Below are 21,951 nucleotides of genomic sequence, written 5' to 3' on the forward strand. Positions count from 1 at the left end.
TCCCGACAAGGTGTTGCAGCGATCACTTGAGCCTGAGCGGCGTGTCGGCCGGGAACACGCACGCTCGCGGGAGGGTGGGGCTCCAGTAAGCTGGCAAACCGTGCAAAAGCGCCGCCGCAGGCTGGGAGTCATGGGTGGGACATTCGATCCCATCCATAACGGCCACCTGGTCGCGGCCAGCGAAGTTGCCTACCTGTTCGATCTCGACGAAGTGGTGTTCGTGCCGACCGGCCAGCCCTGGCAGAAGAGTCGACAAGTGAGCGCCGGCGAAGACCGCTACCTGATGACAGTCATCGCCACCGCGGCCAATCCCCGCTTCTCGGTGAGCCGCGTCGACATCGACCGCGGCGGGCTGACCTATACCAAGGACACGTTGCGGGATCTGCACACGCTCAATCCCGACTCCGACCTGTTTTTCATCACCGGGGCCGACGCGCTCGCGTCGATCCTGTCCTGGCAGGACTTGGAGGAACTGTTCGCGATAGCGCGGTTCGTCGGAGTCAGCCGGCCCGGTTACGAGCTGGCCCGCGAACATCTCACCGACGTCCTTGACGGGCTGCCGGACGACGCGCTGAGCCTGGTCGAAATCCCGGCACTGGCAATCTCGTCCACAGACTGCCGGCGGCGCGCGCAGGAGTCCCGGCCGCTGTGGTACCTGATGCCCGACGGCGTCGTGCAGTACATCTCCAAACGCGAGCTCTACCGCAAACCCCAGGACCAGTCATGACTGCCAGCCAAGAAGCCATCGACATGGCCACAGTGGCCGCCGGCGCCGCCGCCTCGAAGCTCGCCGACGACGTCGTCGTCATCGACGTGTCCGGCCAGCTGGTCATTACCGACTGCTTCGTGATCGCCTCGGCGTCCAACGAGCGACAGGTCAACGCCATCGTCGACGAGGTCGAGGAGAAGATGCGCCGGGCGGGCTACAAGCCGGCGCGCCGCGAAGGCACCCGCGAAGGCCGCTGGACGTTACTGGACTACATCGACATCGTCGTGCACATCCAGCACCAGGATGAGCGTGACTTCTACTCACTGGACCGCCTGTGGCGGGACTGCCCGGTGATCACCGTGGACTTGGAGAGCACACCGTGAGCGTGCGCCGGCTGGTCATGCTGCGCCACGGGCAAACCGAGTTCAACGCCGACACCCGGATGCAGGGCCAGCTGGACACCGAACTGAGTGAACTCGGCCGCGCCCAGGCTCTCGCCGCGGCCGAGGCGTTGGGCAAACGCCAGCCGCTGCTGATCGTGTCGTCGGATCTGCGGCGCGCCTACGACACGGCGACGGCATTGGGGGAGCAGACCGGTCTGCCGCTGCGCGCCGACAATCGGTTACGGGAAACCCATCTCGGCGACTGGCAGGGGATGACCCACGCCCAGATCGACGAGATCGCGCCAGGGGCCAGATTGGCGTGGCGCGAAGACGCTTCCTGGGCGCCGCACGGCGGGGAAAGCAGAGTCGACGTCGCCGCGCGCAGTATGCCGCTGGTGGCCGAATTGGTATCCGGTGAACCGGAATGGGGCGCCGACGAGCGTCCGGTGGTACTGGTCACCCACGGCGGTTTGATCGCCGCTCTGACGGCAGCATTGCTGGGGCTGCCGGTTGCCAACTGGCCGGCGTTGGGCGGAATGGGCAACGCCAGTTGGACGCAACTGTCCGGCCATTCGAGCGACGACGGCATCAGCTGGCGCCTTGATGTGTGGAACGCTTCGGCACAGGTCGCGGGCGATGTCCTCTGAGCCCGCTCCGGTATTGCTGATCTTCGCCGATTCGCTGGCCTATTACGGGCCGACCGGCGGTCTACCCGCCGACGACCCCCGCATTTGGCCCAATATCGTTGCGGCGCAACTTGGGTGGGACATCGAGCTGATCGGCCGCATCGGCTGGACCTGCCGAGACGTCTGGTGGGCGGCCACCCAGGACCCGCGGTCCTGGGCGGCGCTGCCCCGCGCAGGCGCAGTCGTCTTCGCCACCGGCGGGATGGATTCGCTGCCGTCGCCGCTGCCGACCGCGCTGCGCGAGCTCATCCGCTATGTACGCCCGCCGTGGCTGCGACGCTGGGTGCGCGACGGCTACGGCTGGCTGCAGCCGCGGCTATCCCCGATGTCACGGGCCGCGCTACCCCCGCGCCTCAGCGCCGAATACCTCGAATTGACCCGCAGCGCAATTGATTTCAATCGACCGGGTATTCCGATCGTAGCGTCGCTACCGTCGGTGCACATCGCCGAGACGTACGGCAAGGCCCACCACGGCCGCGCAGGTACCGCCGCCGCGATCACCGAATGGGCCCAGCAGCACCACATCCCGCTCGTTGACTTGAAAGCCGCCGTGGCCGAACACATCATGAGCGGCCGCGGCAACCCCGACGGCATCCACTGGAATTTCGAAGCTCACCAGGCGGTCGCCGAACTGATGCTCAAAGCACTGGCCGAGGCCGGTATCTCAGGCGAGAAGCCGCGCTAAGCCCATGGCTGTCGTAGTGGTTACCGACTCGTCGGCGCGGCTTCCCGACGACGTCCGCCAAAAGTGGGCGATCCGCCAAGTGCCGCTGCATATTCTGGTCGACGATGCCGATTTGCGCGACGGCGTCGACGAGGTGCCCGACGACATTCACCTGCACGGCGGGGCAACCACTGCCGCGGCCACCCCCGCCGAATTGTCCGAGGCGTACCAGCAGGCACTTGCCGACAGTGGTGGTGACGGCGTAGTGGCGGTACACCTTTCGGCGGCGCTGTCTGGAACCGTCGGCGCCGCCGAAGCCACGGCAGCCGGCCTCGGCGACGGTGTGCGGGTCGTCGATTCGAAGTCCACCGCGATGAACACCGGTTTCGTCGCACTGGCCGCGGCCCGAAGCGCAGCCGACGGCGCCGATCTGGATGCCGTTGCGCGCGCCGCTGCTGCGGCGGTGCGCCGCAATCACGGATTCATCGTCGTGCACCGATTGGACAACCTGCGTCGCAGCGGACGCATCGGCGGCGCTGCCGCCTGGTTGGGCACCGCACTGTCCCTCAAGCCGCTGTTACGCATCGACGATGGCAAACTGGTTCTGGCGCAACGGGTTCGCACCGCCAGCAAGGCGGTGGCAACCATGATCGACCGCGTCTGCGCGGTGGTCGGGGAGCACTCCGCAGCCATCGCCGTGCACCATGTCGCCAACCCCGACGGCGCCGCCGAGGTGGCCGCGGCACTGGCCGAGCGGCTGCCGTCCTGTGAACCGGCGATGGTGACCGACCTGGGGCCGGTACTGGCGCTGCACGTCGGCGCCGGCGCGCTGGCGGTGTGCGTCGAAGTAGCCGAGGAGCCGGCTTAACGCTGTGTCTGCACAGCCAACGGCGCGGTATCGTCGCTGAGCCGGTCCGGGGGTGGCCGCCGCCGCGCATTGTCGCCGCGGGGATGCACGATCTGCGGCCACCAGAACCAGCGTCCGAGCATGACGGCGACCGACGGCATGAATAGCGCGCGCACCACCAGGGTGTCCATCAGCAGGCCGAGGCAGACGGTGGAGCCGAACTGGCCGAGCACCCGCAATTCGCTGCCCAGCATCGCTGCCATCGTGAATGCGAACACCAGGCCCGCGGCGGTCACCGTGCCGCCGCTGCCGCCCATCGCCCGGATATACCCGGTCTTGAGCCCGGCGTGGATCTCCTCTTTGAACCGGGAGACCAGCAGCAGGTTGTAGTCGGATCCGACGGCCAACAGGATGATGATGGACAGCACCATCACGATCCAGTGGATGTGGATGCCGAAGAGGTCCTGCCAGATGAGCACGGACAGTCCGAAGGCCGCGGCGATCGAGCTTCCCGCGGTGCCCACGATCACCAGCGCGGCGACCAGGCTTCGAGTGATCAGCAGCATGATCATGAAGATCAGCGTGAGCGCCGAGACCACCGCGATCATCAGGTCGTATCTGGCGCCGTCGTGCATGTCCTTGAACGTCGCGGCGGTACCGCCGAGGTAGACCTTGGCATCCGACAGCGAGGACTGCTTGAGCGCTTCTTGCGCCGCAGTGCGCACCGGGGCAACCCGTTCGATTCCCTCCGGGCTCATCGGATCACCCTGGTGGGTGATGAAGAAGCGGGCGGATTTGCCGTCCGGCGACAGGAACTGCCGGAGCCCGACCTGGAAGTCCGGGTTGTCGAACGCTTCTGGGGGCAGGTAGAAGAGGTCGTCGTTTCGGGAGTCATCGAAGCTCTGTCCCATGACGATCCCGGTGTCGCTCAACGCCTCCAGCTGGTTGATCATCGCGGTGAAGGTGCTGTGCAGTGTCAGCGTCAGCGAGCGGGTGGTTTTCAGCGATTCGATCTGCGGCGGCAGCACCGTGAGCAGCTCTTGCGTCACGGCATCGAGGTCGTCGAAGTCGTCGGCGAGCGTGTGGAACTTTTGATCGAGTTCGTCGATGCCGTCCAGCGAGTCCCATATTGACTTCAACGAGAAGCAGATGGGGATGTCGAAGCAGTGTTTCTCCCAGTAGAAGTAGCTGCGGATCGGCCGCCACATGTCCTCGAAATTCGCGAAGTTGTCCCGCAATTCATCGGTGATCTCGGTCAGTTCATGGGTGTCGATGTTCGTGCGGTGCGTCGCCGCACTGAGCCGGGTCTGGATCTCCAACGTCTTCTGCAGATAGTCGATGGTGATTCCGAGTTGATCCGAAATCTTCAGCACGTCGGCCAGGCGATCTTTGAGGTAGTCCATGTTCTGCATGAGGGTCTGGCCCTGCACGCTGTTCTGAAATGCAATGGAGCTGTGCTGAATCGGAATCCCCAACGGTCTGGTGATGTCTTGGATCATCGCGATGCCCACGGTGCGGATGACGTTTCGGGCTACCTTGTCCAACACCAGCATGTCGGCCGTATTGCGCATATCGTGGTCGGCCTCGACCATCAACATGTCGGGGTTCATCCGGGCCTGCGAGAAGTGCCGGTCCGCAGCCGCGTACCCGAGGTTGGCCGGGGCTGATGTCGGCAGATAGTGGCGGTCGTTGTAACTCGTCGAGTAGCCGGGCAAGGCGACCATGCCGATGAGCACGACCACGCCGCTTGCGGCCATAACCGCGCCAGGCCAACGCACGACCGCGGTGCCGACCTTCCGCCACAGCTTGCTCTTGGCGGGCCGCTTGGATTCGAAAAGACCGAACCGGCTGCCGACGAAGACAACAGCCGGTCCCAGCGTCAGACCGGCCGCCACCACGACCAGCATTCCGATCGCCACTGGCGGCCCCATCGTGGAGAACCAGGGCAGCCGAGCCAGGCTCAGGCAGTACGTCGCTCCGGCAATGGTCAGACCCGACCCCAGCACAACCGGGGCTACTGAACGAAATGTCGTGTAGTAGGCGGTTTCCCGATCCTCGCCGGCCCGGTGTGCTTCCTGATAGCGGCCGATCAGGAATATTCCGTAATCCGTTGCGGCCGCGATCGCCAGCATGGTGAGGATATTCGCGGCGAACGTGGTCAGCCCGAATGCGTTGGCGTTGCCCAGCACCGCGATAATTCCCCTGGCCGCGCTCAACGCGACAAAGGTCATAAACAGCTGGACCAGAGTGGTGACGAACGAGCGGTAGACCAGCAACAGCATGAGCGCGATCGCGCCCAGGGTGAACAGCGTGATCTTCGCCAGGCTCTTGTTCCCGATGATGTGCATGTCGTCACTCAGCGCCGCCGGGCCGGTGACGTAGCCCTTCACTCCTGGTGGTGCGGGTGTTTTGTCCACCACCTCACGGACGGCGTTGACGGAGTCATTGGCCTCTGTGGTGCCCTGGTTGCCGGCGATGTTGATCATCACGTAGGCGCTCTTGGCGTCGGCGGACTGCACGCCCGCTGCCGTCAGGCGATCGCTCCAGAAGTCCTGGATGTGCTGGACATGCTCGGGGTCCTGCGACAGTTGGCGAATGATGTCTTCGTAGTAGCGGTGCGCGGCATCACCGAGCTTGTCCTGGCCTTCCAGGACGACCATGATCGTGCTGTTGGAATCGAATTCCTTGAAGTTGTGGCCGAGCCGCATCATCGAGACCATCGACGGCGCATCCATCGGCGCCATCGGTGCCGAGTGTTCCTCGCCCACCACTTCCAGTTGCGGGACCGCGACATTGACGACGACGGTCAACACCACCCAGCCCAGGATGATCGGCACCGCGAACAGGCGGATGAAGTGCGGGATGACCGGTCGACGGGGGCGCGTGTCAGTTGTCTGGGTCATGCGGACTTCACCAGGCAGAAGGTCTGGGCCTTGACTCCGTGGACCGTTTTCTCCTCCCGGACCACACCGTCAACGGTGATCCGGCAGCCGATTCGATCGCCGTCGCCCTGCGCCACGATGTTGGCGCTGACCGAGGGCAACGTCGTGGTCACCGTGTACGACCACGGCACCGGCGCGCCGTTGATTTGGTGGGTGTTCGCCTCGGCGTCCCAGTAGTTGATGTTGGCGGTGGTCCCGGCGGGGCCGAAGACCTCGTACTTGACGTCCTTCGGATTGAACTGCACGATCTCGATCCCGGCGCCGGCACCCGCGTTGAGGTCCTCGGAGCCGAAGATGCGGTGCAGCCGTAACACGATGAGTCCCGAGACGGTGAGCACGACCACCAGGACCAGGGGTATCCACGCGCGTTTGGCCATGTTGGCGATTGGAATCGCTCTCACCGAATCTCCTCCCGCTCACCGATCAGCGACCGTTCGCACGAGTTCTGTCGCCACAGCGCGGCTCGGCAGCAGGCTGTCCGACAGCGCGGGTGGTGCGATCCACATGCTCTCAGATGCGCTCGGTTCCGTCGGTTGTGACCTCCGATACCGCCGAACCTTCGCACGGCTAAGAATCGTAGAGGATACGGTACGGCAGCGTTCCGTCCCCCTCGCCGCTACACCGCGGCGCGACCGGTGACCGGTGGCAGGTCGGCCAGCGTCACAATCCCCGGCTTGGCCGCCACCACAGCAGGGACGGCGTTGGTGACCGGCATCGCTGTGTAGATCATGCCCAGACCCATGAATCCCGGCTCCGTCCAATCCTTGGGCGGCAGACAATGAATCACGGTGCGCATATTGGGCAGGCCGAAAACTTGAATGACATGCCCGTGCTCCAGTGGTTTCGGCGGTGTGACGTGGGCTCCCATGATCCAGTTGAATCCGACGCTGACGACGTTCTTGTTGCCGACCCAGCCGCGGTGATACCCATAGACGCTGCCGACCGTTCCGGCCGGAATCTTCATGAAGCCCAAATCGGTGTCGGCGGTGGCGGCGGTGAATTTGACGTCGAACGTCATCTTGTCCAGCGTCGCCCCGATCGCGTCGGCCATCATCGCGGCCGCCTCGGCGAACACTTCGCTTTCCCGGCGCACGCTTTCGGCCAGGCCCGGGGTGTCGGGATCTTGGGAGAAGCCCATGGCGGTCTGGGTGCCCGCCGATTCGTAGGTCGAGCAGTCGACCGATTCGGTGATGCGGATCTCGTCGACGCGCTCGCAGGACGCGCTGAGCACCATGCCCACCATGTTCGTCATCCCCGGGTGTGCGCCGCTGCCGAAGATCGTCGACCCACCCCGCTCGCAGGCGTCGACGATGCGTTGCCGGTCCTGTGGGGTTTGCTTGCCGCCGGTGATCCAGGCCGCGCTGGAGCACACGTTCACTCCGGCCTCGAGCAGGCGCACCAGGTCGTCGATGTTGGGCCACAACGGGTTATAGCAACAAGCATCGGGTTTCAGCGCGATTAGCGCGTCGACGTCATCGGTGGCCGTGATCCCGGTCGGCTGCGGCCAACCGGACAGTTCGGCGGCGTCGACACCGATTTTGTCCGGCCCGTGCGCATACACGCCGACCAACTCCATATCGGGTCGGCCGATGATGGCGTGCAGCGATCGTCGTCCGATGTTGCCGGTGGTCCACTGGATCACGCGCAGCGGTGCTGTCATCTGACTCCTCGGTGTGGGCAGTGCCAACGACGATATCCGGATGCGATGCGCAGGGGTTTGTGGCACCGTCGAACCTCGTGAACGACGCCGCACCTCCCGGACTGACCTTGCGCAGCGCCACCGATGACGACTGGCCGGCTATGGGGTTGTTGGCCGCTACTGGTTTCGGTGATCACGGCGGTCCCGGCTCGTTGACGCTTTGGCGGACCCTGCTGGCCCGCGACGGCATTGTGCTGATCTGTGACGACTTGCTGGAGCAGGCCGTCGTCGGCATGTCGCTCTATCTCGACCTGCAGTTGACCGTGCCGGGCGGAGCGGTGCTTCCCACTGCCGGGGTCAGCCTGGTCGTGGTTGCACCCACACACCGCCGACGGGGGTTGTTGCGGGCGATGTACACCGAATTGCATCAGCGCATCGCCGATGCGGCGTATCCGATCGCGGCGCTGACGGCCAGCGAGGGCGGCATCTACGGGCGGTTCGGCTACGGCCCGGCCACGATCAAACACCAGCTCTCGGTCGACCGCAGCCGCGTCGGCTTCCACGCTGACGCCCCGGACCCGGGCGGGGTTCGGCTGGTCAGGCCTTCCGAGCATCGCGACGAATTCGCCGCAATCTACGAACGATGGCGGCTACAGACTCCTGGCGGGCTGGCGCGCCCGCAACCACTCTGGGATGAGCTGCTGGCCGACCGGGAGGGCGCCCGCCGCGGCGGAACCCCCTGGTTCGGGCTGCTGCACCCCGACGGATATGCCCTTTACCGCGTGCACGACGACAATCAGCGAGTGGCTCGGGTAGCCGAGTTGAGGGCCGCGACCAACGACGCGCACGCCGCCTTGTGGCGGGCACTGCTCGGTCTGGACCTGATGAAGTCCGTCGCCACCGCCACCCATCCGGCCGACCCGTTGCCCTACCTGCTGACCGACACCCGGCTTGTCCGCACCACCGGGGGCCAGGACGACTTGTGGCTGCGGCTCATGGACATTCCGACCGCGCTGGCAGCCCGTAGTTACCAGACCGACCTTTCTGCGGTGGTTGAGGTCGCCGATGGATTCCGCTGCGACGGCGGACGATTCGCGTTGGATATCCGCGACGGCCGGGCGCGCTGTACGGCCAGTGACGCCCCGGCAGACATCGAGATGGATCTTGATGTGCTGGGCAGCCTCTATCTGGGTGTGCATCGCGCGCCGGTGTTGGCGGCGGCCAACCGGCTGCGCGCTAAGGATTCCGAGCTGATCGGTCGCCTCGACGCGGCGTTTGTCAGCGATGTCCCCGCCGAGTTGGGCTTCGGCTTCTGAGCGGGGCGCCGCTGTCAGTCGGCGATGTTGAATGCGGCGACGACCTTGGTGGGGCGCACGCGCACCAGCAGTTCGCCGGGAACGGCGTTGCGGCGGCCGAACTCGATCGCGCGATGCGTTCCCATGTAGCGTCCGCCGATCCGGGTGGCGATGTCGAGTAGCTCTGCCGCATCTTCGGTGACGCCGGCAACCCCTTGCACCTGCACGAACGAATAGGGCGGATGCGGGTCGTCCACGCAGATCACGACACGTGAATCACGCTGCAGAGCACGACCTTTGGCAGTGTTGCGGCCGGTGTTGAACACCAGCTCGCCGTTGTCGACGATGAACCACACCGGGGCCACCAACGGTCGACCATCGGATGCCGCGAATCCCAGCATCCCGGTGCGGGTGCCTGCCGACAGGAATTCGGTGACTTCCGAGGAGAATTCGGTCATGCCTACAGGGTGACGATGTCGTAGTCGCCGACGTGGTCGATGAGGACGTGCAACTGGTCCTGTGACGAGCCCAGCGTGCGCTCGATCGCCGTGAGCCGGGCCGCATAGTGGCCGACCGGATATTCGGCGGTCATGCCGATACCGCCGTGCAACTGGATCGCTTCTTGGGCGATATGCCGCCCTGACCGACCGATCTGCAATTTCGCCCGTGCCCCGATCAACGGGTCGAGTGTGCCGCCGGCGATCGACATCGCGGCATAGAAGTTCATGCTGCGAGCCAGTTCCAGTGAGACGTACATGTCGGCGGCGCGCTGGGTCAGCGTCTGGAAAGTGTTCAGGGTGACGCCGAATTGCTTGCGCGTCTTGAGGTAGTCGGTTGTCAGCCGAAGCGCTTCCTCCATGGCGCCGACCGCCTCGGCGCACAACGCCGACTGGATGCGCACGATTGCATTCTGGATGGCCGCCGATGCGTCGACCGCATCGCCGAGCGGCTCGCCGGCAGCCTGGTCCAGGTCGATCTGGGCACCGCGCGCACCGTCGAACGTCTGGTACGGCCGTCGGGTGACGGCCCCGTTGCCGTCCACATCGGAGACCAGGAACAAGCCGGTTCCGCCGTCCGGCAAGGCGGCGTTGACAATCAGGGTGTCGGCGCAGTCGCCGGCGAGAACCGGGTTCTTCTGCCCGCTCAGTAGCCATGAGTCACCTTGTTGCACAGCGGTTGTCGCAGTCCCGGTCCTGGGCTCGAGGTGAGCGAACGCCAGCAGCCTTTCACCGGACGCGACGTCGTCCAGCACCTGCTTTTGGGTATCAGTGCCCAGCTCGGCGATGATCGCGCCGGGCCCCAACGCAGCGTGCACGACCGGTTCGGGAGCCAGCCGGCGCCCAATTTCGGTGAGTACCACCATGATCTCGATCTGGCCCGCCTCGGCTGGATCGAATCCCAAGCCGAGGATCCCGGTGTCGGCCAACTGGCTCCACACTTCGCGGCTCCAGCCCAAATCGGTGCCGACAACCTTCAGGCGGCTCTCCGGGTCGTAGGCTCGGGACAGCAGGTCGCGGGTGGTGTCGCGGAGCAGCGTCTGCTCGTCGCTGAGTTGAAAGTCCATGACAACCTCACAATCCCAGGATGGTGGACGCGATGATGGTGCGCTGCACCTCGTTGCTTCCGCCGTAGATCGACGTCTTGCGGTAGTTCAGGTAACGCGGTGCACTCCCTTGCGCCCACCCGGGTGAGGCGATGCCGTCGCCGGCATTGAACGGCAACGCATCCGGCCCGGCCACCTCCATCAGAAGTTCGGTCGTGGTCTGCTGTAACTGGCTGCCACACAGTTTCAGCACCGACGATGCCGGGTTGGGCTTACCGCCCGACGAGCCCGACGCCACCCGCATCTGGGTGAGCTCCAGTGTCAGCACCTCGTTTTCGGCTTCGGCGAGACGGGCCGCGAATAGCGGATCGTCGAGCAGACCGGTCTCGGTAGCACGCTGCTTGACCTCGGCGAGGCGAACTTTGGTCCGGCCCACCTGCGCGATCCCGGTCCGCTCGTTGCCCAACAGAAACTTCGCATAGGTCCAGCCCTGGTTTTCTTCTCCCACCAGCTGATCGGCGGGCACCCGGACATCCTCGAAGAACACCTCGTTGACTTCGTGGCCGCCGTCGATCAACTTGATCGGCCGCATCGTGATGCCCGGGGTGTCCAAGTCGATCAGCAGAAACGAGATCCCGGCCTGCTTCTTGGGGGCCTGCGGGTCGGTGCGTACCAGGCAGAAGATCCAGTCCGCGTACTGGCCCAGGGTGGTCCAGGTCTTTTGCCCGTTGACGACATAGCTGTCACCGTCGCGCACCGCAGTGGTGCGCAGCGACGCCAAGTCGGAGCCGGCTTCGGGCTCGGAAAAGCCTTGACACCACCAAATGTCCAGGGCCGCGGTCGGCGGCAGGAAGCGCTGCTTGGTCTCCTGGGAACCGAACTCGGCGATCACCGGCCCGACCATTTTGGCGTTGAAGTTCAGCGGCTCGGGTACCGAGGCCAGCTGCATCTCGTCAAGCCAGATCTGGTGTTGAGCCGGCGTCCAGTCCTTGCCGCCCCATTCCACGGGCCAGCTGGGCACTGCCAGGCCGTGATCGTTGAGGATCTTGTGGCTGGTGGCGAGATCATCGCGGCTGGGCGGTAATCCCAGGCGGCTCCGCTCCCGAATGTCCGCGGGGATCTGCGTGGTGTAGAAGGTGCGAAGCTCGTCGCGGAATGCGGCTTCGTCCGCTGTGAGCGCCAATTGCACGGGTGTCTCCATCTGTTGGGAACTCTGTTCAGCACGTTAGCCGGTGGCCTCCTAGCGCTCTGCTGCGCCCGCGCCCGGCTCTCAGAGTGACTCCGCGAGTGCCTGCAATGTTTGGGCCGACGTGTACCGCGGTGTCCAGCCGAGCTGGGTTTTGGCCTTGTCGGTGGCCATCACCACCGATGTGCGGGCGATGTGCAGCCATTCCGCGGCCGAGGGAACGAACGGCAGTCGGGCGATCACCGTCGACGCGGCCGTCGCCGCAGCGGCGGGCACCCGCACTGGTCGGCCGCCGAGCGCCGCGGCCAGCTCGGAGACCGACAGCACTCCGTCGCCGGCGATGTTGTAGGCGCCGGGCGGAGCCGAACTGGTGGCGGCCAGCACAATGGCGGTGGCGACGTCATCGTGGTGGACCAGTTGTAACGGGTTGCCCGGGTCGGGAACCGGGGGTTTGAGCAGGGGCATCCGCCGGATCGCAGCGCCGGCATACGGAATGCGGTTCCACGGCATGGCGTCGACCAACGCGTGCGCCTGCGGGCCCGCGACGATGCAGGGCCGCAGAACGTAGACCTCCAGCGGTGTCCCTGCGGTGATCTCGTCGAGCGCGGCTTCGCAGGCCGCCTTCTGCTGGGAGTAATAGTGCTCGGGTGAGCCCCGCGCTGGTACGTCTTCGGTCAGCGGGACGGGGTTCTCGCCGTGATAGCCGTAGGCGGCTACCGACGAGCTGTACACCAGACGGCGCGGCTTCTCGGCGGCGGCCCCGGCCGCGCAGGCTTCGAAGACATTCCGGGTGCCTTCGAGGTTCACCCGTTCACTTTCCTGGCGGGATCCCATGATGATGAATGCCAAATGCACCACCACGTCAGCCTCGGCGACCAAGGCGTCCACCGCGTTACGGTCCAGGATGTCGCCTTGCAGATAGATCGTCTTGGACCAACCCCGCGACGACGGCTCGAAGGGCCGGCGCGCCATGCCGACAATGCGGTCGACGGCCGGGTCGCGCTCCAGCGCCGTCACCGCCGAGGTGCCGATTTCGCCGGTAGGTCCGGTAACCGCGACAGTGAGTCCCACGTCAGCTCCGGTGGCGGCCGGATCGCTTGCGCCACCAGATAATCCCGACCACGCTGACACCGGCGACCGAAGCCACGATGGCAACCGGCGGCTTGACTGCCGCCTTCTTCCTGTCGAGCTTGGTCGTCAGCGCGCCCACGGTGTCGCCGAGCTCACCGCGGGTGTGGTCGATATCGGCCTGGATCTGGTCGATGCGGGCGTCGGGTCCCGGCTCAGCTGGAGTCACGGGCGGCTTCCTTTACGGGCCGCGCGCCGGATGTTCAAACCCATAGTCGCCCGGCTACCCGCATGCTCGATCGCCAAACCTGCCGGCGACGGTTGTGCACAGTTCCGGCTTACTCCACAGTGGGTCCTCGGCAGCGCTGCGACGGCGCTGCGCCGACGGTCGGCGCACCTACCGTCGGCGCATGCGAACAGAATTGCCTGCCGAGCGGCTGCACCGGCGACTCGGCGCCCGGCCCGACACGGAGCCTGATGCGACCGACGACGGCGACGACGACCCGAATTCCTTGCTGCCGCGCTGGGTTCCGGACAGCACGGCACACAACGCCGGTTTGTTGGCCCGGATCCGCGCCGATCCCGGTCGTGCCGGCGCCATTGCCCTGGCGGTGGTTGCCGCGATCGCGGTACTGGTCACCGTGTTCACCCTGGTACGCGACCAGCCGGTGCCCGTGGTGTCGGCCAAGCTGCCACCGGTGGAGATGGTGTCGAGCCGCAGCCCGAGCGCCACCGCAGCGGCCGGCCCGGCCCAACCGGTGATCGTCAGCGTGGTCGGTCTGGTGCACACGCCCGGACTGGTCACATTGGCGCCCGGCGCACGGATCGCGGACGCGCTGAAGGCGGCGGGCGGCGCGATGGACGGCGCGGACACCATCGGGTTAAACATGGCCCGACAGGTCGGCGACGGCGAGCAGATCGTGGTCGGTATCGCCCCGCCCCGCGGCCAGCCGACCGCGTTGGGCAGCTCGGTCAATCCGGGTTCGGCGCCGGCAACGCCCGTCGCACCCGGGAAACCATCCGGGGCGACATCGGCCAAGTCCGGTGAGGTTATCGATCTGAACACCGCGACGGTCCAGCAACTGGACACCCTGCCAGGCATCGGACCGGTGACTGCCGCCGCGATCGTGGCGTGGCGTGAAGCCAATGGCAAGTTCAGCAGCGTCGACCAGCTCGCCGAAGTCGACGGTATAGGGCCGGCGCGGCTGGACAAGTTGCGCGCGCTGGTCCGTGTCTAGCGCCCGTGCAGCATCCGTTGTTGGCCGATGTGCCGGCCGCGCGGCTCGACGTGCGTTTGGTGCCCGCTGCACTGGCCGGGTGGGTAGTCACCGCCGCCGGGATCGTCTGGCCGATCGGCAATGTCGTTGCCGCACTGTGCGTGGTGAGCGCTGCCTCGGGAGCACTGCTGGCGCGCAAGCCACACCTGCGGACCGTCGGCATCAGCCTGACCGCAATTGGGGTCGTGGGCGCGGGGTTCGGCTTCGCAATCGCATTACGCGCAGCGGCAGTCGCTCACCACCCAATTACTGCGGCGTTCGGGACGGCCGCGAAAGTGACGGTCATACCGAGCGAAAGCGCGCTGCCGCTGGGCCGCGGCCGGCTGATGTTCCGCGCGAAGCTGCAGCGCTTCGCGGGCGACGAGATATCCGGTCGGGTAGTCGTTTTCGCGCCGGCGCACGCGTTCGGCGAGGTGATGGTGGGCCAGCCGGCGCAGTTCCGGGCGCGGATCACCCGTCCCGCCCGCCATGACCTGACGGTGGCGGTGCTCAACGCGATCGGCGAGCCGACCATGGGGCGTGCCGCGCCGGTGTACCAGGCTGCGCATGGCGTGCGCGCTCAGTTTGCCGGCACAGCGCGCCGAGTGTTGCCGACCGACCAAGCGGCGATGTTGCCCGCCCTGGTCCTCGGCGACACCTCGCAGGTCACCCCTGCGACGAGCCGAGAGTTCCGGGTGGCGGGGCTGACGCATCTCATGGCGGTATCCGGGGCGAATGTGACGATCGTGTGCGGCGCGGTGCTGTTTTCGGCACGCCTGATCGGGCCGCGGTCAGCGGTGGCCCTCGCCGCTTGTGCGCTGGTGGTGTTCGTCGTCGTGGTGCAACCCACTGCCAGCGTGTTGCGCGCCGCCGTGATGGGCGCCATCGCGCTGGTGGGTGTGCTGTCGAGCCGGCGGCGCCAGGCGATTCCCGCACTGTCGGCCGCCGTGCTGGTGTTGATGGTTGCCGCTCCTCAGTTGGCGGTCGACGTTGGTTTCGCGTTGTCGGTGGTGGCGACGGCGGCGCTGGTGGTCATTGCGCCGGTCTGGTCGCGGCGGCTGGTGTCGGCCGGCTGGCCTAAGCCGCTGACCGACGCGATCTGTGTGGCGTGTGCGGCGCAGCTGGTGACTGCGCCGCTGGTCGCCGGGATCTCCGGCCAGGTCAGCCTGGTATCCGCAGCAGCCAATCTCGCGGTGGCGGCGCTGATCGCGCCGATCACCGTGATGGGTAGTGCCGCAGCCGCGCTGTGCCTGCTCTGGCCGGCCGGTGCACAGCTGCTGATCCGGTTCACCGGTCCAGAGCTGTGGTGGGTGTTGCACATCGCGCACTGGGCGGCCGCGGTACCGGCCGCCAGCGTGCCGGTCCCGGCCGGGTTACAAGGCGTCGTGCTCGTCAGCGCCCTCGCGGTGCTGACCGTGGTGCTGTGGCGCTGGCGGTGGTTTCGGGTGGCGGCTGCGGTCGGCGCCGTGGGCCTAGTGGCCTGGTCGCTGTCGGGCTTGGTGCCGACGGGGTCGCTGTCGGCCGGGCGTGACACGATCGAGTGGTGAGCCAGGCGTTGCACCTCGTACTGGGTGACGAGGAATTGCTGGTCGAGCGCGCCGTCGGCGAAGTGCTGCGTGCCGCGCGGCAGCGGGCCGGCACCGACGACGTGCCAGTGAGCCGGCTGCGGGCCGGCGAAGTCGACACTTACGAACTCGCCGAGCTGCTGAGCCCGTCGCTGTTCGCCGACGAGCGGGTCGTGGTCCTCGAAGCCGCCGGTGAGGCCGGTAAAGATGCCGCTGAATTGATTGCCGCCGCTGCCGGCGACGTCCCGTCCGGCACGGTGCTCGTCGTCGTGCACTCGGGTGGCGGGCGGGCAAAAGCGTTGGCCACTCAGTTGCAGTCGTTGGGCGCGCAGGTGCATCCGTGTGCGCGAATCACCAAAGCCGGCGAGCGTGCCGATTTCGTCCGCAACGAATTTCGCTCGCTGCGGGCCAAAGTCGACCAGGATACGGTCACCGCGCTGCTCTACGCCGTTGGCTCTGATGTGCGTGAACTCGCCTCGGCCTGTTCACAATTGGTGGCCGATACCGGAGGTCGCGTCGACGCCGCCGCGGTGCGCCGCTATCACAGCGGCAAAGCCGAGGTGAAAGGTTTCGACATCGCCGACAAGGCGGTGATCGGCGACGTCGAAGGTGCCGTGGAGGCGCTGCGGTGGGCGATGATGCGCGGCGAGCCGCATGTGGTGCTGGCCGATGCGTTGGCCGAGGCCGTACACAGCATCGGGCGGGTGGGCTCACAGTCCGGTGATCCTTACCGGCTGGCGGGCGAACTCGGGATGCCGCCCTGGCGAGTGCAGAAGGCGCAGAAACAGGCCCGGGGTTGGTCACGTGACATGGTGGCGACGGCGATGAGGCTGGTTGCCTCGCTGAACGCCGATGTCAAGGGCGCGGCGGCCGACGCAGATTACGCGCTGGAAGCCGCGGTGCGGACGGTTGCCGAATTAGCCGCCGGTGACGACGCGGGCCGGTCGGTCCGGAGTGGAGGTTCCGGCCGGTTACGGGGACAAGCCGGATAGTTGTGCAGCGCTACCGCCCGGAGCGGTAGTTCAGAGCTTGTTGAAGGCGCGGGCCAGCGCCGACTTCTTGTTGGCGGCCTGGTTCTGGTGGATGACGCCCTTGCTGGCCGCCTTGTCCAACTTGCGGTTGGTCGACACCAGCAGTTCGGCAGCCTTGTCCTTCTCGCCGGCCTCGGTGGCCTCGCGAAACGCGCGGACAGCCGTGCGAAGCGACGACTTCACCGATTTGTTGCGCAGCCGGCGGCGCTCATTGGTGCGGTTGCGCTTCTGCTGCGACTTGATGTTGGCCACGCGTTAGTTCCTTCGTCGATCTCGATGGGGGTTCAGGCTCCAGGTGCCGGGCAGCTGGGCAGCGAATGACCAGGTTATCAGCCGATGGGCCGCTCTCCCAAAGCCGAGCCCAGCACTGCGCGACCAACGCTACCGCCACGATGCGCCGGTCGACAGCTCGCCCACGTCGATCTCACCACTACCGCGGGCCAGATCACCGGCGCTGACCTGCTAAAACGCTGCCGCGCTCGGGTGCCGCGCCGGGTGAACCGCGCCGGCGCGGCCGCACGTCAGCCACCCGGCCCGACGTCGACGCGGTGTAGGTCGTCGCCAAGCTCGATCCGGCCGTCGAACTCCGTTGCGGCCAGTGCCCGCCACTGGTCTTCCTGCCCCGGCCCGATGGCCGGCACGTAGTGCGTCAGCACCAGGGTGGCGACCCCGGCGCGCTTGGCGGTGGCGGCGGCCTGCTCGACCGACGAGTGGTAGTCGCAGATGTCCTTGATCCGCTGCTGTGGCAACTGCATGATGAGGTCTTCGCGAATCACGGTGTGCACTAAAGCGTTAGCACCAGAGCTCAGCTGGTCGAGGCTTTCACAGGGCACCGTGTCCCCGGCCAGCACGACCGACGCACCGTCGGATTCGATCCGAAACCCGATAGTGGGCGCCACCGGCCGGTGATCGGTGGGAGCCACCCGGATCGTGACACCGTCGTGGGCCCACACCGAGCCTTCGGTGTGCTCGTGTACCTCGACCGGCGGCGGCGCGGTCAGATCGGCGTGGTGGGCGATCCGGTACCCGATGTCGTGGCCGAACGCTTTCAGGGTGGCCTCGACGACCTCTGCGGTGCCCGGCGGCCCGATGATCGGCAGCGGCGCTGGTTCGGAGCCGAAGGTGCTGACCCAGCGGGTGATCAGGACGTCGCCCAGATCGGCGATGTGGTCGCTGTGCAGGTGGGTGAGCAGTAACGCCGATAGCGCGTTGGCGCCCACGCCGACTGCCGCTGCCCGCTGCAGCACTCCGCGCCCGCAGTCTGTCAAAAACAGCTGTCCGCCGGCTCGCACCAAGGTGGCGGGCCCGGCTCGGTTGGGGTCGGGGATAGGGCTTCCGGTACCAAGCAGCGTGATCTCGATCATGACGTCAGGTATGTCACACATTCCGGGCGTTCGCCCTCGTAATCGAGGATTTGCCTGTGCCGCTTGCGATTTCAGTTGTCATCGTGCGCTCGACACATCACCTTGGATCCCGGGCGGATTCCAATCCGTGCGGCGGCGGCCAGCTCGCACCGCGCGGTCGGCGTCGCTCTGCGGAGCGGGTTCGTGTCTGGTCGCTGGCGGTGATTTTCGCCGGTCGCTTTCGCACCGACGGAGATGTCCGTAGCCTGGTGTGAACCGGATCACAACGCGGGAGGCCTCGATGCGGATTGCAGATGTGTTGCGAAACAAAGGTGCGGCGGTGGTCACCGTCAACCCCGACGCGCCGGTGACCGAACTGCTTGCAGGGCTGGCCGGGCACAACATCGGCGCAATGGTGGTGGTTGGGCCAGACGGCGTCGCCGGCATCGTTTCCGAGCGCGACGTCGTACGTCAGCTGCACACCCACGGCGCTTCGGTACTTTCTCGGCCGGTCTCGAAGATCATGACGGCCGTCGTCGCCACCTGCGGCAAGGCAGACACTGTGGACAGCATCAGCATGCTGATGACCGAAAACCGGGTGCGGCACGTGCCGGTACTGGACAACGGAGAGCTGATCGGGATCGTCAGTATCGGTGATGTCGTGAAGACCCGGATGGAAGAACTCGAGGCCGAGCAGGCCCAGCTGCAGTCCTACATCACCCAGGGCTGACCGGCTCGCGTCAGCTCCACGAATAGTCGGCCCGCAACCGGGCGGCCACCACATCGAAAGTGTCGCGCTGCAAAATGGCGCCCTCGCGACGGATTCCCTCCTCGGGTACGTCGAGCACCCGATCCAACCGGACCCAGCTCTCCCGGCCTTCGTCGTCCCAGCTCCCGCTGCCGATGCCGACCCAATCGGGATCAGCGGCGTGCCGTTGCTGGCTGGACATCATCAGTCCGAGCAAGGTGCGACGGTCGCGGCCCACCACCAGCACCGGGCGGTCCTTGCCTCGGCTGGGGTCGTCCTCGTAGACCACCCAGGTCCACACGATTTCGCCGGGATCGGCCCGCCCGTCCAAATCGGGGGCATAGACCAGCTTGCGGGCCCGGTGCGCGGTCGGGACGCTGTTATTGGTCACTGGGCGGCCGAGGGTGATCTCAGCCGGTGGCGATGACTCGCCGCCGGCGAAGACCTCCATGCCGATCCTGAGGCCTTGCTGAATGCCGCGCTGCATCGTCGGCGACCTCTGCAGCTGGCGGATGAACTTCGGTGCTTCGTTGAACACCAGGTTCTCCGCGAAGCGCTGCAACGTCTTCCACTGTGGCTTGCGTGGGGACGCCATGTTCGCAGCATAGGCGAGAGCGGCCCGGGCCGACCGGCTCGTCGGAACCGTGGGCCTCCTGAGCAGGCCCACGTGGGTCTCCGCCACGGCCGCAGCATTCAGCGGGTTTGCCCGACGAAATTGTACGTGCGTCCAACAAATGGCCACACCCTGCCTCCCCAGCCGACGATGAGATCCCGGCACGAGTTTTCTCACGAATCTTCGATATTCCTCTCAGCTGACTATTAGGCTCATGCGCGGTTGGTAACCAAACCTTTGTGCACTGAGGGTTGGCCTTATCTGTTGAGGTGAGGCAGTGAAGTGGGTTGCTCGGCCCCCGCGCAGGGGGCGCGGGAGGGAGGGGGTCGGGCAACGCATGTCCGGCGGTTTGCATCGCCCGTAACCCGCCGGACGGGGGTCTCCGGCCCCGGCCGCGTTCGCGCGACCGGGGCCGGAGTTATTTCCGCCTCGTCACGTCGGTGCGAGCGGCGCCCGGCGCGATTGTGTCTCGACCTGGTTGCCTCGATACCCTGGATGGACGCCCACGTATGAGTCCACCAGGAGATTCCCATCAGCAGTTTCGCCGACCAAACGTTCACCGCGCCGGCGCAGATTCGGAACTTCTGCATCATCGCCCACATCGACCACGGCAAATCCACGCTGGCCGACCGGATGCTGCAGCTCACCGGCGTCGTCGATGAACGGTCGATGCGCGCGCAATACCTGGACCGGATGGACATCGAGCGCGAGCGCGGAATCACCATCAAGGCGCAGAACGTGCGGCTGCCCTGGCGGGTCGGCGACACCGACCACGTCCTGCATCTGATCGACACCCCGGGCCACGTCGACTTCACCTACGAGGTGTCCCGGGCGCTGGCCGCCTGCGAGGGAGCAGTGTTGCTGGTCGACGCCGCCCAGGGCATCGAGGCGCAGACGCTGGCCAACTTGTATCTGGCGCTGGACCGCGACCTGGTGATCATTCCGGTGCTCAACAAGATCGACCTGCCCGCCGCTGACCCCGACCGCTACGCCGCCGAGATCGCCCACATCATCGGCTGCGACCCCGACGACGTGCTCCGCGTTTCCGGCAAAACCGGTGAAGGGGTGGCGGAGCTGCTCGACGCCGTCGTCAAGCAGGTCCCTCCGCCCACCGGCGATGCCGAAGCACCTACTCGGGCAATGATTTTCGATTCCATCTACGACATCTACCGCGGGGTGGTGACCTATGTGCGGGTGGTCGACGGCAAGATCACCCCGCGCGAGAAGATCGCGATGATGTCTACCGGCGCCACTCACGAACTGCTGGAAGTCGGCATCGTCTCACCCGAGCCGAAAGCCACCGCCGGTCTCGGCGTCGGGGAGGTGGGCTATCTGATCACCGGTGTCAAAGACGTGCGCCAATCCAAGGTCGGCGACACCGTGACCACCGCGCGCCACGGCGCCGCCGAGGCGCTGACCGGCTACCGCGAACCCAAGCCGATGGTGTATTCCGGCCTGTATCCCGTCGACGGCTCCGACTATCCCGTTTTGCGTGACGCGCTGGATCGATTGCAGCTCAACGACGCCGCGTTGACCTATGAACCGGAAACGTCGGTGGCGCTGGGTTTCGGGTTCCGGTGCGGGTTTTTGGGCCTGCTGCACATGGAGATCACCCGCGAGCGGCTGGAGCGTGAGTTCGACCTCGATCTGATCTCGACCTCACCCAACGTGGTCTACCAGGTGGTCGTGGAAGGTGGGGCCGACGAGCGCATGGTGGTGACCAACCCGTCGGATTGGCCGTCGGGCAAGATCCGCACCGTCTACGAGCCTGTCGTCAAAACCACGATCATCGCGCCGAGTGAGTTCATCGGCACGATCATGGAACTGTGCCAATCTCGCCGCGGCGAGCTCGGCGGCATGGACTATCTGTCACCAGAACGGGTGGAGCTGCGCTACACGATGCCGCTGGGTGAGATCATCTTCGACTTCTTCGACTCGTTGAAGTCGCGCACCCGCGGCTACGCCAGCCTTGATTACGAGGAAGCCGGCGAGCAGGAGGCCGACCTGGTCAAAGTCGACATCCTGTTGCAGGGTGAGGCCGTCGACGCGTTCAGCGCGATCGTGCACAAGGACGCCGCGGCTGCCTACGGCAACAAGATGACTACCAAGCTCAAGGAACTCATCCCACGTCAGCAGTTCGAGGTGCCGGTGCAGGCCGCAATCGGGTCGAAAATCATTGCGCGGGAGAACATTCGCGCGATCCGCAAGGACGTGCTGTCGAAGTGCTACGGCGGTGATATCACCCGTAAGCGCAAACTGCTGGAAAAGCAGAAGGAAGGCAAGAAGCGGATGAAGACCATCGGCCGGGTCGACGTGCCGCAGGAAGCTTTCGTCGCGGCGCTGTCGGCAGACGCGGCGGGGGACAAGGCGAAGAAATAGCTTCGGGCCGTCGGCTTCTCGTTCAGATTGCAATGAGGGTTGCAGTCGAGCACC

Annotated in this window: 21 protein-coding genes and 1 pseudogene; 11 read left to right on the top strand and 11 right to left on the bottom strand. The window is 66.2% G+C overall.

Going from position 1 to position 21,951, the window contains the following annotated elements:
* The first annotated feature begins 130 nt into the window (after positions 1-130).
* From nadD to AC5Y5W_RS22595, 5 genes are read left to right on the top strand one after another with little or no spacing between them, the layout of a single operon-like run.
* On the top strand, positions 131-727 hold the full coding sequence (nadD, locus tag AC5Y5W_RS22575; RefSeq protein ID WP_500022627.1) for a nicotinate-nucleotide adenylyltransferase: 597 nt from the start codon (positions 131-133) through the stop codon (positions 725-727).
* On the top strand, positions 724-1,092 hold the full coding sequence (gene rsfS / locus AC5Y5W_RS22580) for a ribosome silencing factor (protein ID WP_499884359.1): 369 nt from the start codon (positions 724-726) through the stop codon (positions 1,090-1,092). Before nadD ends, rsfS begins: the two co-directional genes overlap by 4 nt.
* Entirely contained in the window at positions 1,089-1,739 is a 651-nt protein-coding gene (gpgP, locus tag AC5Y5W_RS22585; RefSeq protein WP_500012875.1) for a glucosyl-3-phosphoglycerate phosphatase, read from the top strand. Before rsfS ends, gpgP begins: the two co-directional genes overlap by 4 nt.
* Complete coding sequence (octT, locus tag AC5Y5W_RS22590; protein ID WP_500012877.1) at positions 1,729-2,463, top strand: diglucosylglycerate octanoyltransferase; 735 nt, start codon at positions 1,729-1,731, stop codon at positions 2,461-2,463. Before gpgP ends, octT begins: the two co-directional genes overlap by 11 nt.
* A 4-nt stretch (positions 2,464-2,467) precedes the next feature.
* The gene (locus tag AC5Y5W_RS22595) at positions 2,468-3,310 is read left to right on the top strand and encodes a DegV family protein (protein WP_500012879.1); all 843 of its coding nucleotides are present in this window, start codon (positions 2,468-2,470) and stop codon (positions 3,308-3,310) included.
* Here the strand turns inward: AC5Y5W_RS22595 and AC5Y5W_RS22600 are convergent.
* The 3 genes from AC5Y5W_RS22600 to AC5Y5W_RS22610 form a co-directional block, all read right to left on the bottom strand.
* Complete coding sequence (locus AC5Y5W_RS22600; protein ID WP_500012881.1) at positions 3,307-6,192, bottom strand: MMPL/RND family transporter; 2,886 nt, start codon at positions 6,190-6,192, stop codon at positions 3,307-3,309. The two genes, AC5Y5W_RS22595 and AC5Y5W_RS22600, sit on opposite strands and share 4 nt — an antisense overlap.
* Complete coding sequence (locus AC5Y5W_RS22605; protein WP_499884645.1) at positions 6,189-6,608, bottom strand: MmpS family transport accessory protein; 420 nt, start codon at positions 6,606-6,608, stop codon at positions 6,189-6,191. The genes AC5Y5W_RS22600 and AC5Y5W_RS22605 overlap by 4 nt, the downstream gene beginning before the upstream one ends.
* 239 nt (positions 6,609-6,847) lie before the next feature.
* Positions 6,848-7,891, bottom strand: a complete 1,044-nt coding sequence (locus AC5Y5W_RS22610; RefSeq protein ID WP_500012882.1) for an NAD(P)H-dependent amine dehydrogenase family protein — start codon at positions 7,889-7,891, stop codon at positions 6,848-6,850.
* A 77-nt stretch (positions 7,892-7,968) separates the two neighbouring features.
* Here AC5Y5W_RS22610 and AC5Y5W_RS22615 point away from each other — a divergent pair, with 77 nt between their 5' ends.
* Positions 7,969-9,186 (top strand): enhanced intracellular survival protein Eis, encoded by a 1,218-nt coding sequence (locus AC5Y5W_RS22615; RefSeq protein WP_500012884.1) that lies wholly within the window; start codon positions 7,969-7,971, stop codon positions 9,184-9,186.
* A gap of 14 nt (positions 9,187-9,200) precedes the next feature.
* On the opposite strand, the gene AC5Y5W_RS22620 is transcribed toward AC5Y5W_RS22615, so the two are convergent.
* The 5 genes from AC5Y5W_RS22620 to AC5Y5W_RS22640 form a co-directional block, all read right to left on the bottom strand.
* A complete protein-coding gene (locus tag AC5Y5W_RS22620; RefSeq protein ID WP_500012885.1) occupies positions 9,201-9,623 on the bottom strand; it encodes a PPOX class F420-dependent oxidoreductase in 423 nt (140 codons plus the stop codon).
* 2 nt (positions 9,624-9,625) lie between these two features.
* On the bottom strand, positions 9,626-10,729 hold the full coding sequence (locus tag AC5Y5W_RS22625) for an acyl-CoA dehydrogenase family protein (RefSeq protein ID WP_500012886.1): 1,104 nt from the start codon (positions 10,727-10,729) through the stop codon (positions 9,626-9,628).
* Between the two features lie 7 nt (positions 10,730-10,736).
* The gene (locus tag AC5Y5W_RS22630) at positions 10,737-11,897 is read right to left on the bottom strand and encodes an acyl-CoA dehydrogenase family protein (protein WP_500012983.1); all 1,161 of its coding nucleotides are present in this window, start codon (positions 11,895-11,897) and stop codon (positions 10,737-10,739) included.
* A gap of 81 nt (positions 11,898-11,978) precedes the next feature.
* On the bottom strand, positions 11,979-12,965 hold the full coding sequence (locus AC5Y5W_RS22635; protein ID WP_500012887.1) for an NAD-dependent epimerase/dehydratase family protein: 987 nt from the start codon (positions 12,963-12,965) through the stop codon (positions 11,979-11,981).
* Position 12,966: 1 nt separating this feature from the next.
* Positions 12,967-13,191, bottom strand: coding sequence for a DUF3618 domain-containing protein (locus AC5Y5W_RS22640; protein ID WP_500012888.1), 225 nt, complete (start codon positions 13,189-13,191; stop codon positions 12,967-12,969).
* Positions 13,192-13,372: 181 nt separating this feature from the next.
* On the opposite strand from AC5Y5W_RS22640, the gene AC5Y5W_RS22645 reads away from it, so the two are divergent.
* Genes AC5Y5W_RS22645 through holA form a run of 3 tightly spaced genes read left to right on the top strand, consistent with a single transcriptional unit; the run spans position 13,373 to position 16,775 of the window.
* Entirely contained in the window at positions 13,373-14,200 is an 828-nt protein-coding gene (locus tag AC5Y5W_RS22645; RefSeq protein ID WP_500012890.1) for a ComEA family DNA-binding protein, read from the top strand.
* A gap of 29 nt (positions 14,201-14,229) precedes the next feature.
* Positions 14,230-15,765, top strand: a complete 1,536-nt coding sequence (locus AC5Y5W_RS22650) for a ComEC/Rec2 family competence protein (RefSeq protein ID WP_500012984.1) — start codon at positions 14,230-14,232, stop codon at positions 15,763-15,765.
* A gap of 8 nt (positions 15,766-15,773) precedes the next feature.
* Positions 15,774-16,775: a DNA polymerase III subunit delta gene (gene holA, locus AC5Y5W_RS22655; RefSeq protein WP_500012986.1), complete on the top strand. Its 1,002-nt coding sequence runs from the start codon at positions 15,774-15,776 to the stop codon at positions 16,773-16,775.
* Positions 16,776-16,805: 30 nt separating this feature from the next.
* Here the strand turns inward: holA and rpsT are convergent, their stop codons facing one another.
* Both rpsT and AC5Y5W_RS22665 read right to left on the bottom strand, forming a co-directional pair.
* Positions 16,806-17,066: a 30S ribosomal protein S20 gene (rpsT, locus tag AC5Y5W_RS22660; RefSeq protein WP_499884348.1), complete on the bottom strand. Its 261-nt coding sequence runs from the start codon at positions 17,064-17,066 to the stop codon at positions 16,806-16,808.
* 269 nt (positions 17,067-17,335) lie between these two features.
* Complete coding sequence (locus AC5Y5W_RS22665) at positions 17,336-18,178, bottom strand: ribonuclease Z (protein WP_500012891.1); 843 nt, start codon at positions 18,176-18,178, stop codon at positions 17,336-17,338.
* Positions 18,179-18,458: 280 nt separating this feature from the next.
* On the opposite strand from AC5Y5W_RS22665, the gene AC5Y5W_RS22670 reads away from it, so the two are divergent.
* Positions 18,459-18,887 (top strand): CBS domain-containing protein, encoded by a 429-nt coding sequence (locus tag AC5Y5W_RS22670; protein WP_500012893.1) that lies wholly within the window; start codon positions 18,459-18,461, stop codon positions 18,885-18,887.
* A 10-nt stretch (positions 18,888-18,897) separates the two neighbouring features.
* Here the strand turns inward: AC5Y5W_RS22670 and AC5Y5W_RS22675 are convergent, their stop codons facing one another.
* A complete protein-coding gene (locus AC5Y5W_RS22675) occupies positions 18,898-19,500 on the bottom strand; it encodes a type II toxin-antitoxin system PemK/MazF family toxin (RefSeq protein WP_500012895.1) in 603 nt (200 codons plus the stop codon).
* Positions 19,501-20,027: 527 nt separating this feature from the next.
* Here AC5Y5W_RS22675 and lepA point away from each other — a divergent pair.
* A pseudogene (gene lepA, locus AC5Y5W_RS22680) lies at positions 20,028-21,897 on the top strand (translation elongation factor 4).
* Positions 21,898-21,951: the final 54 nt, after the last annotated feature.

It is taken from the genome of Mycobacterium sp. NGS51 (assembly GCF_059812525.1).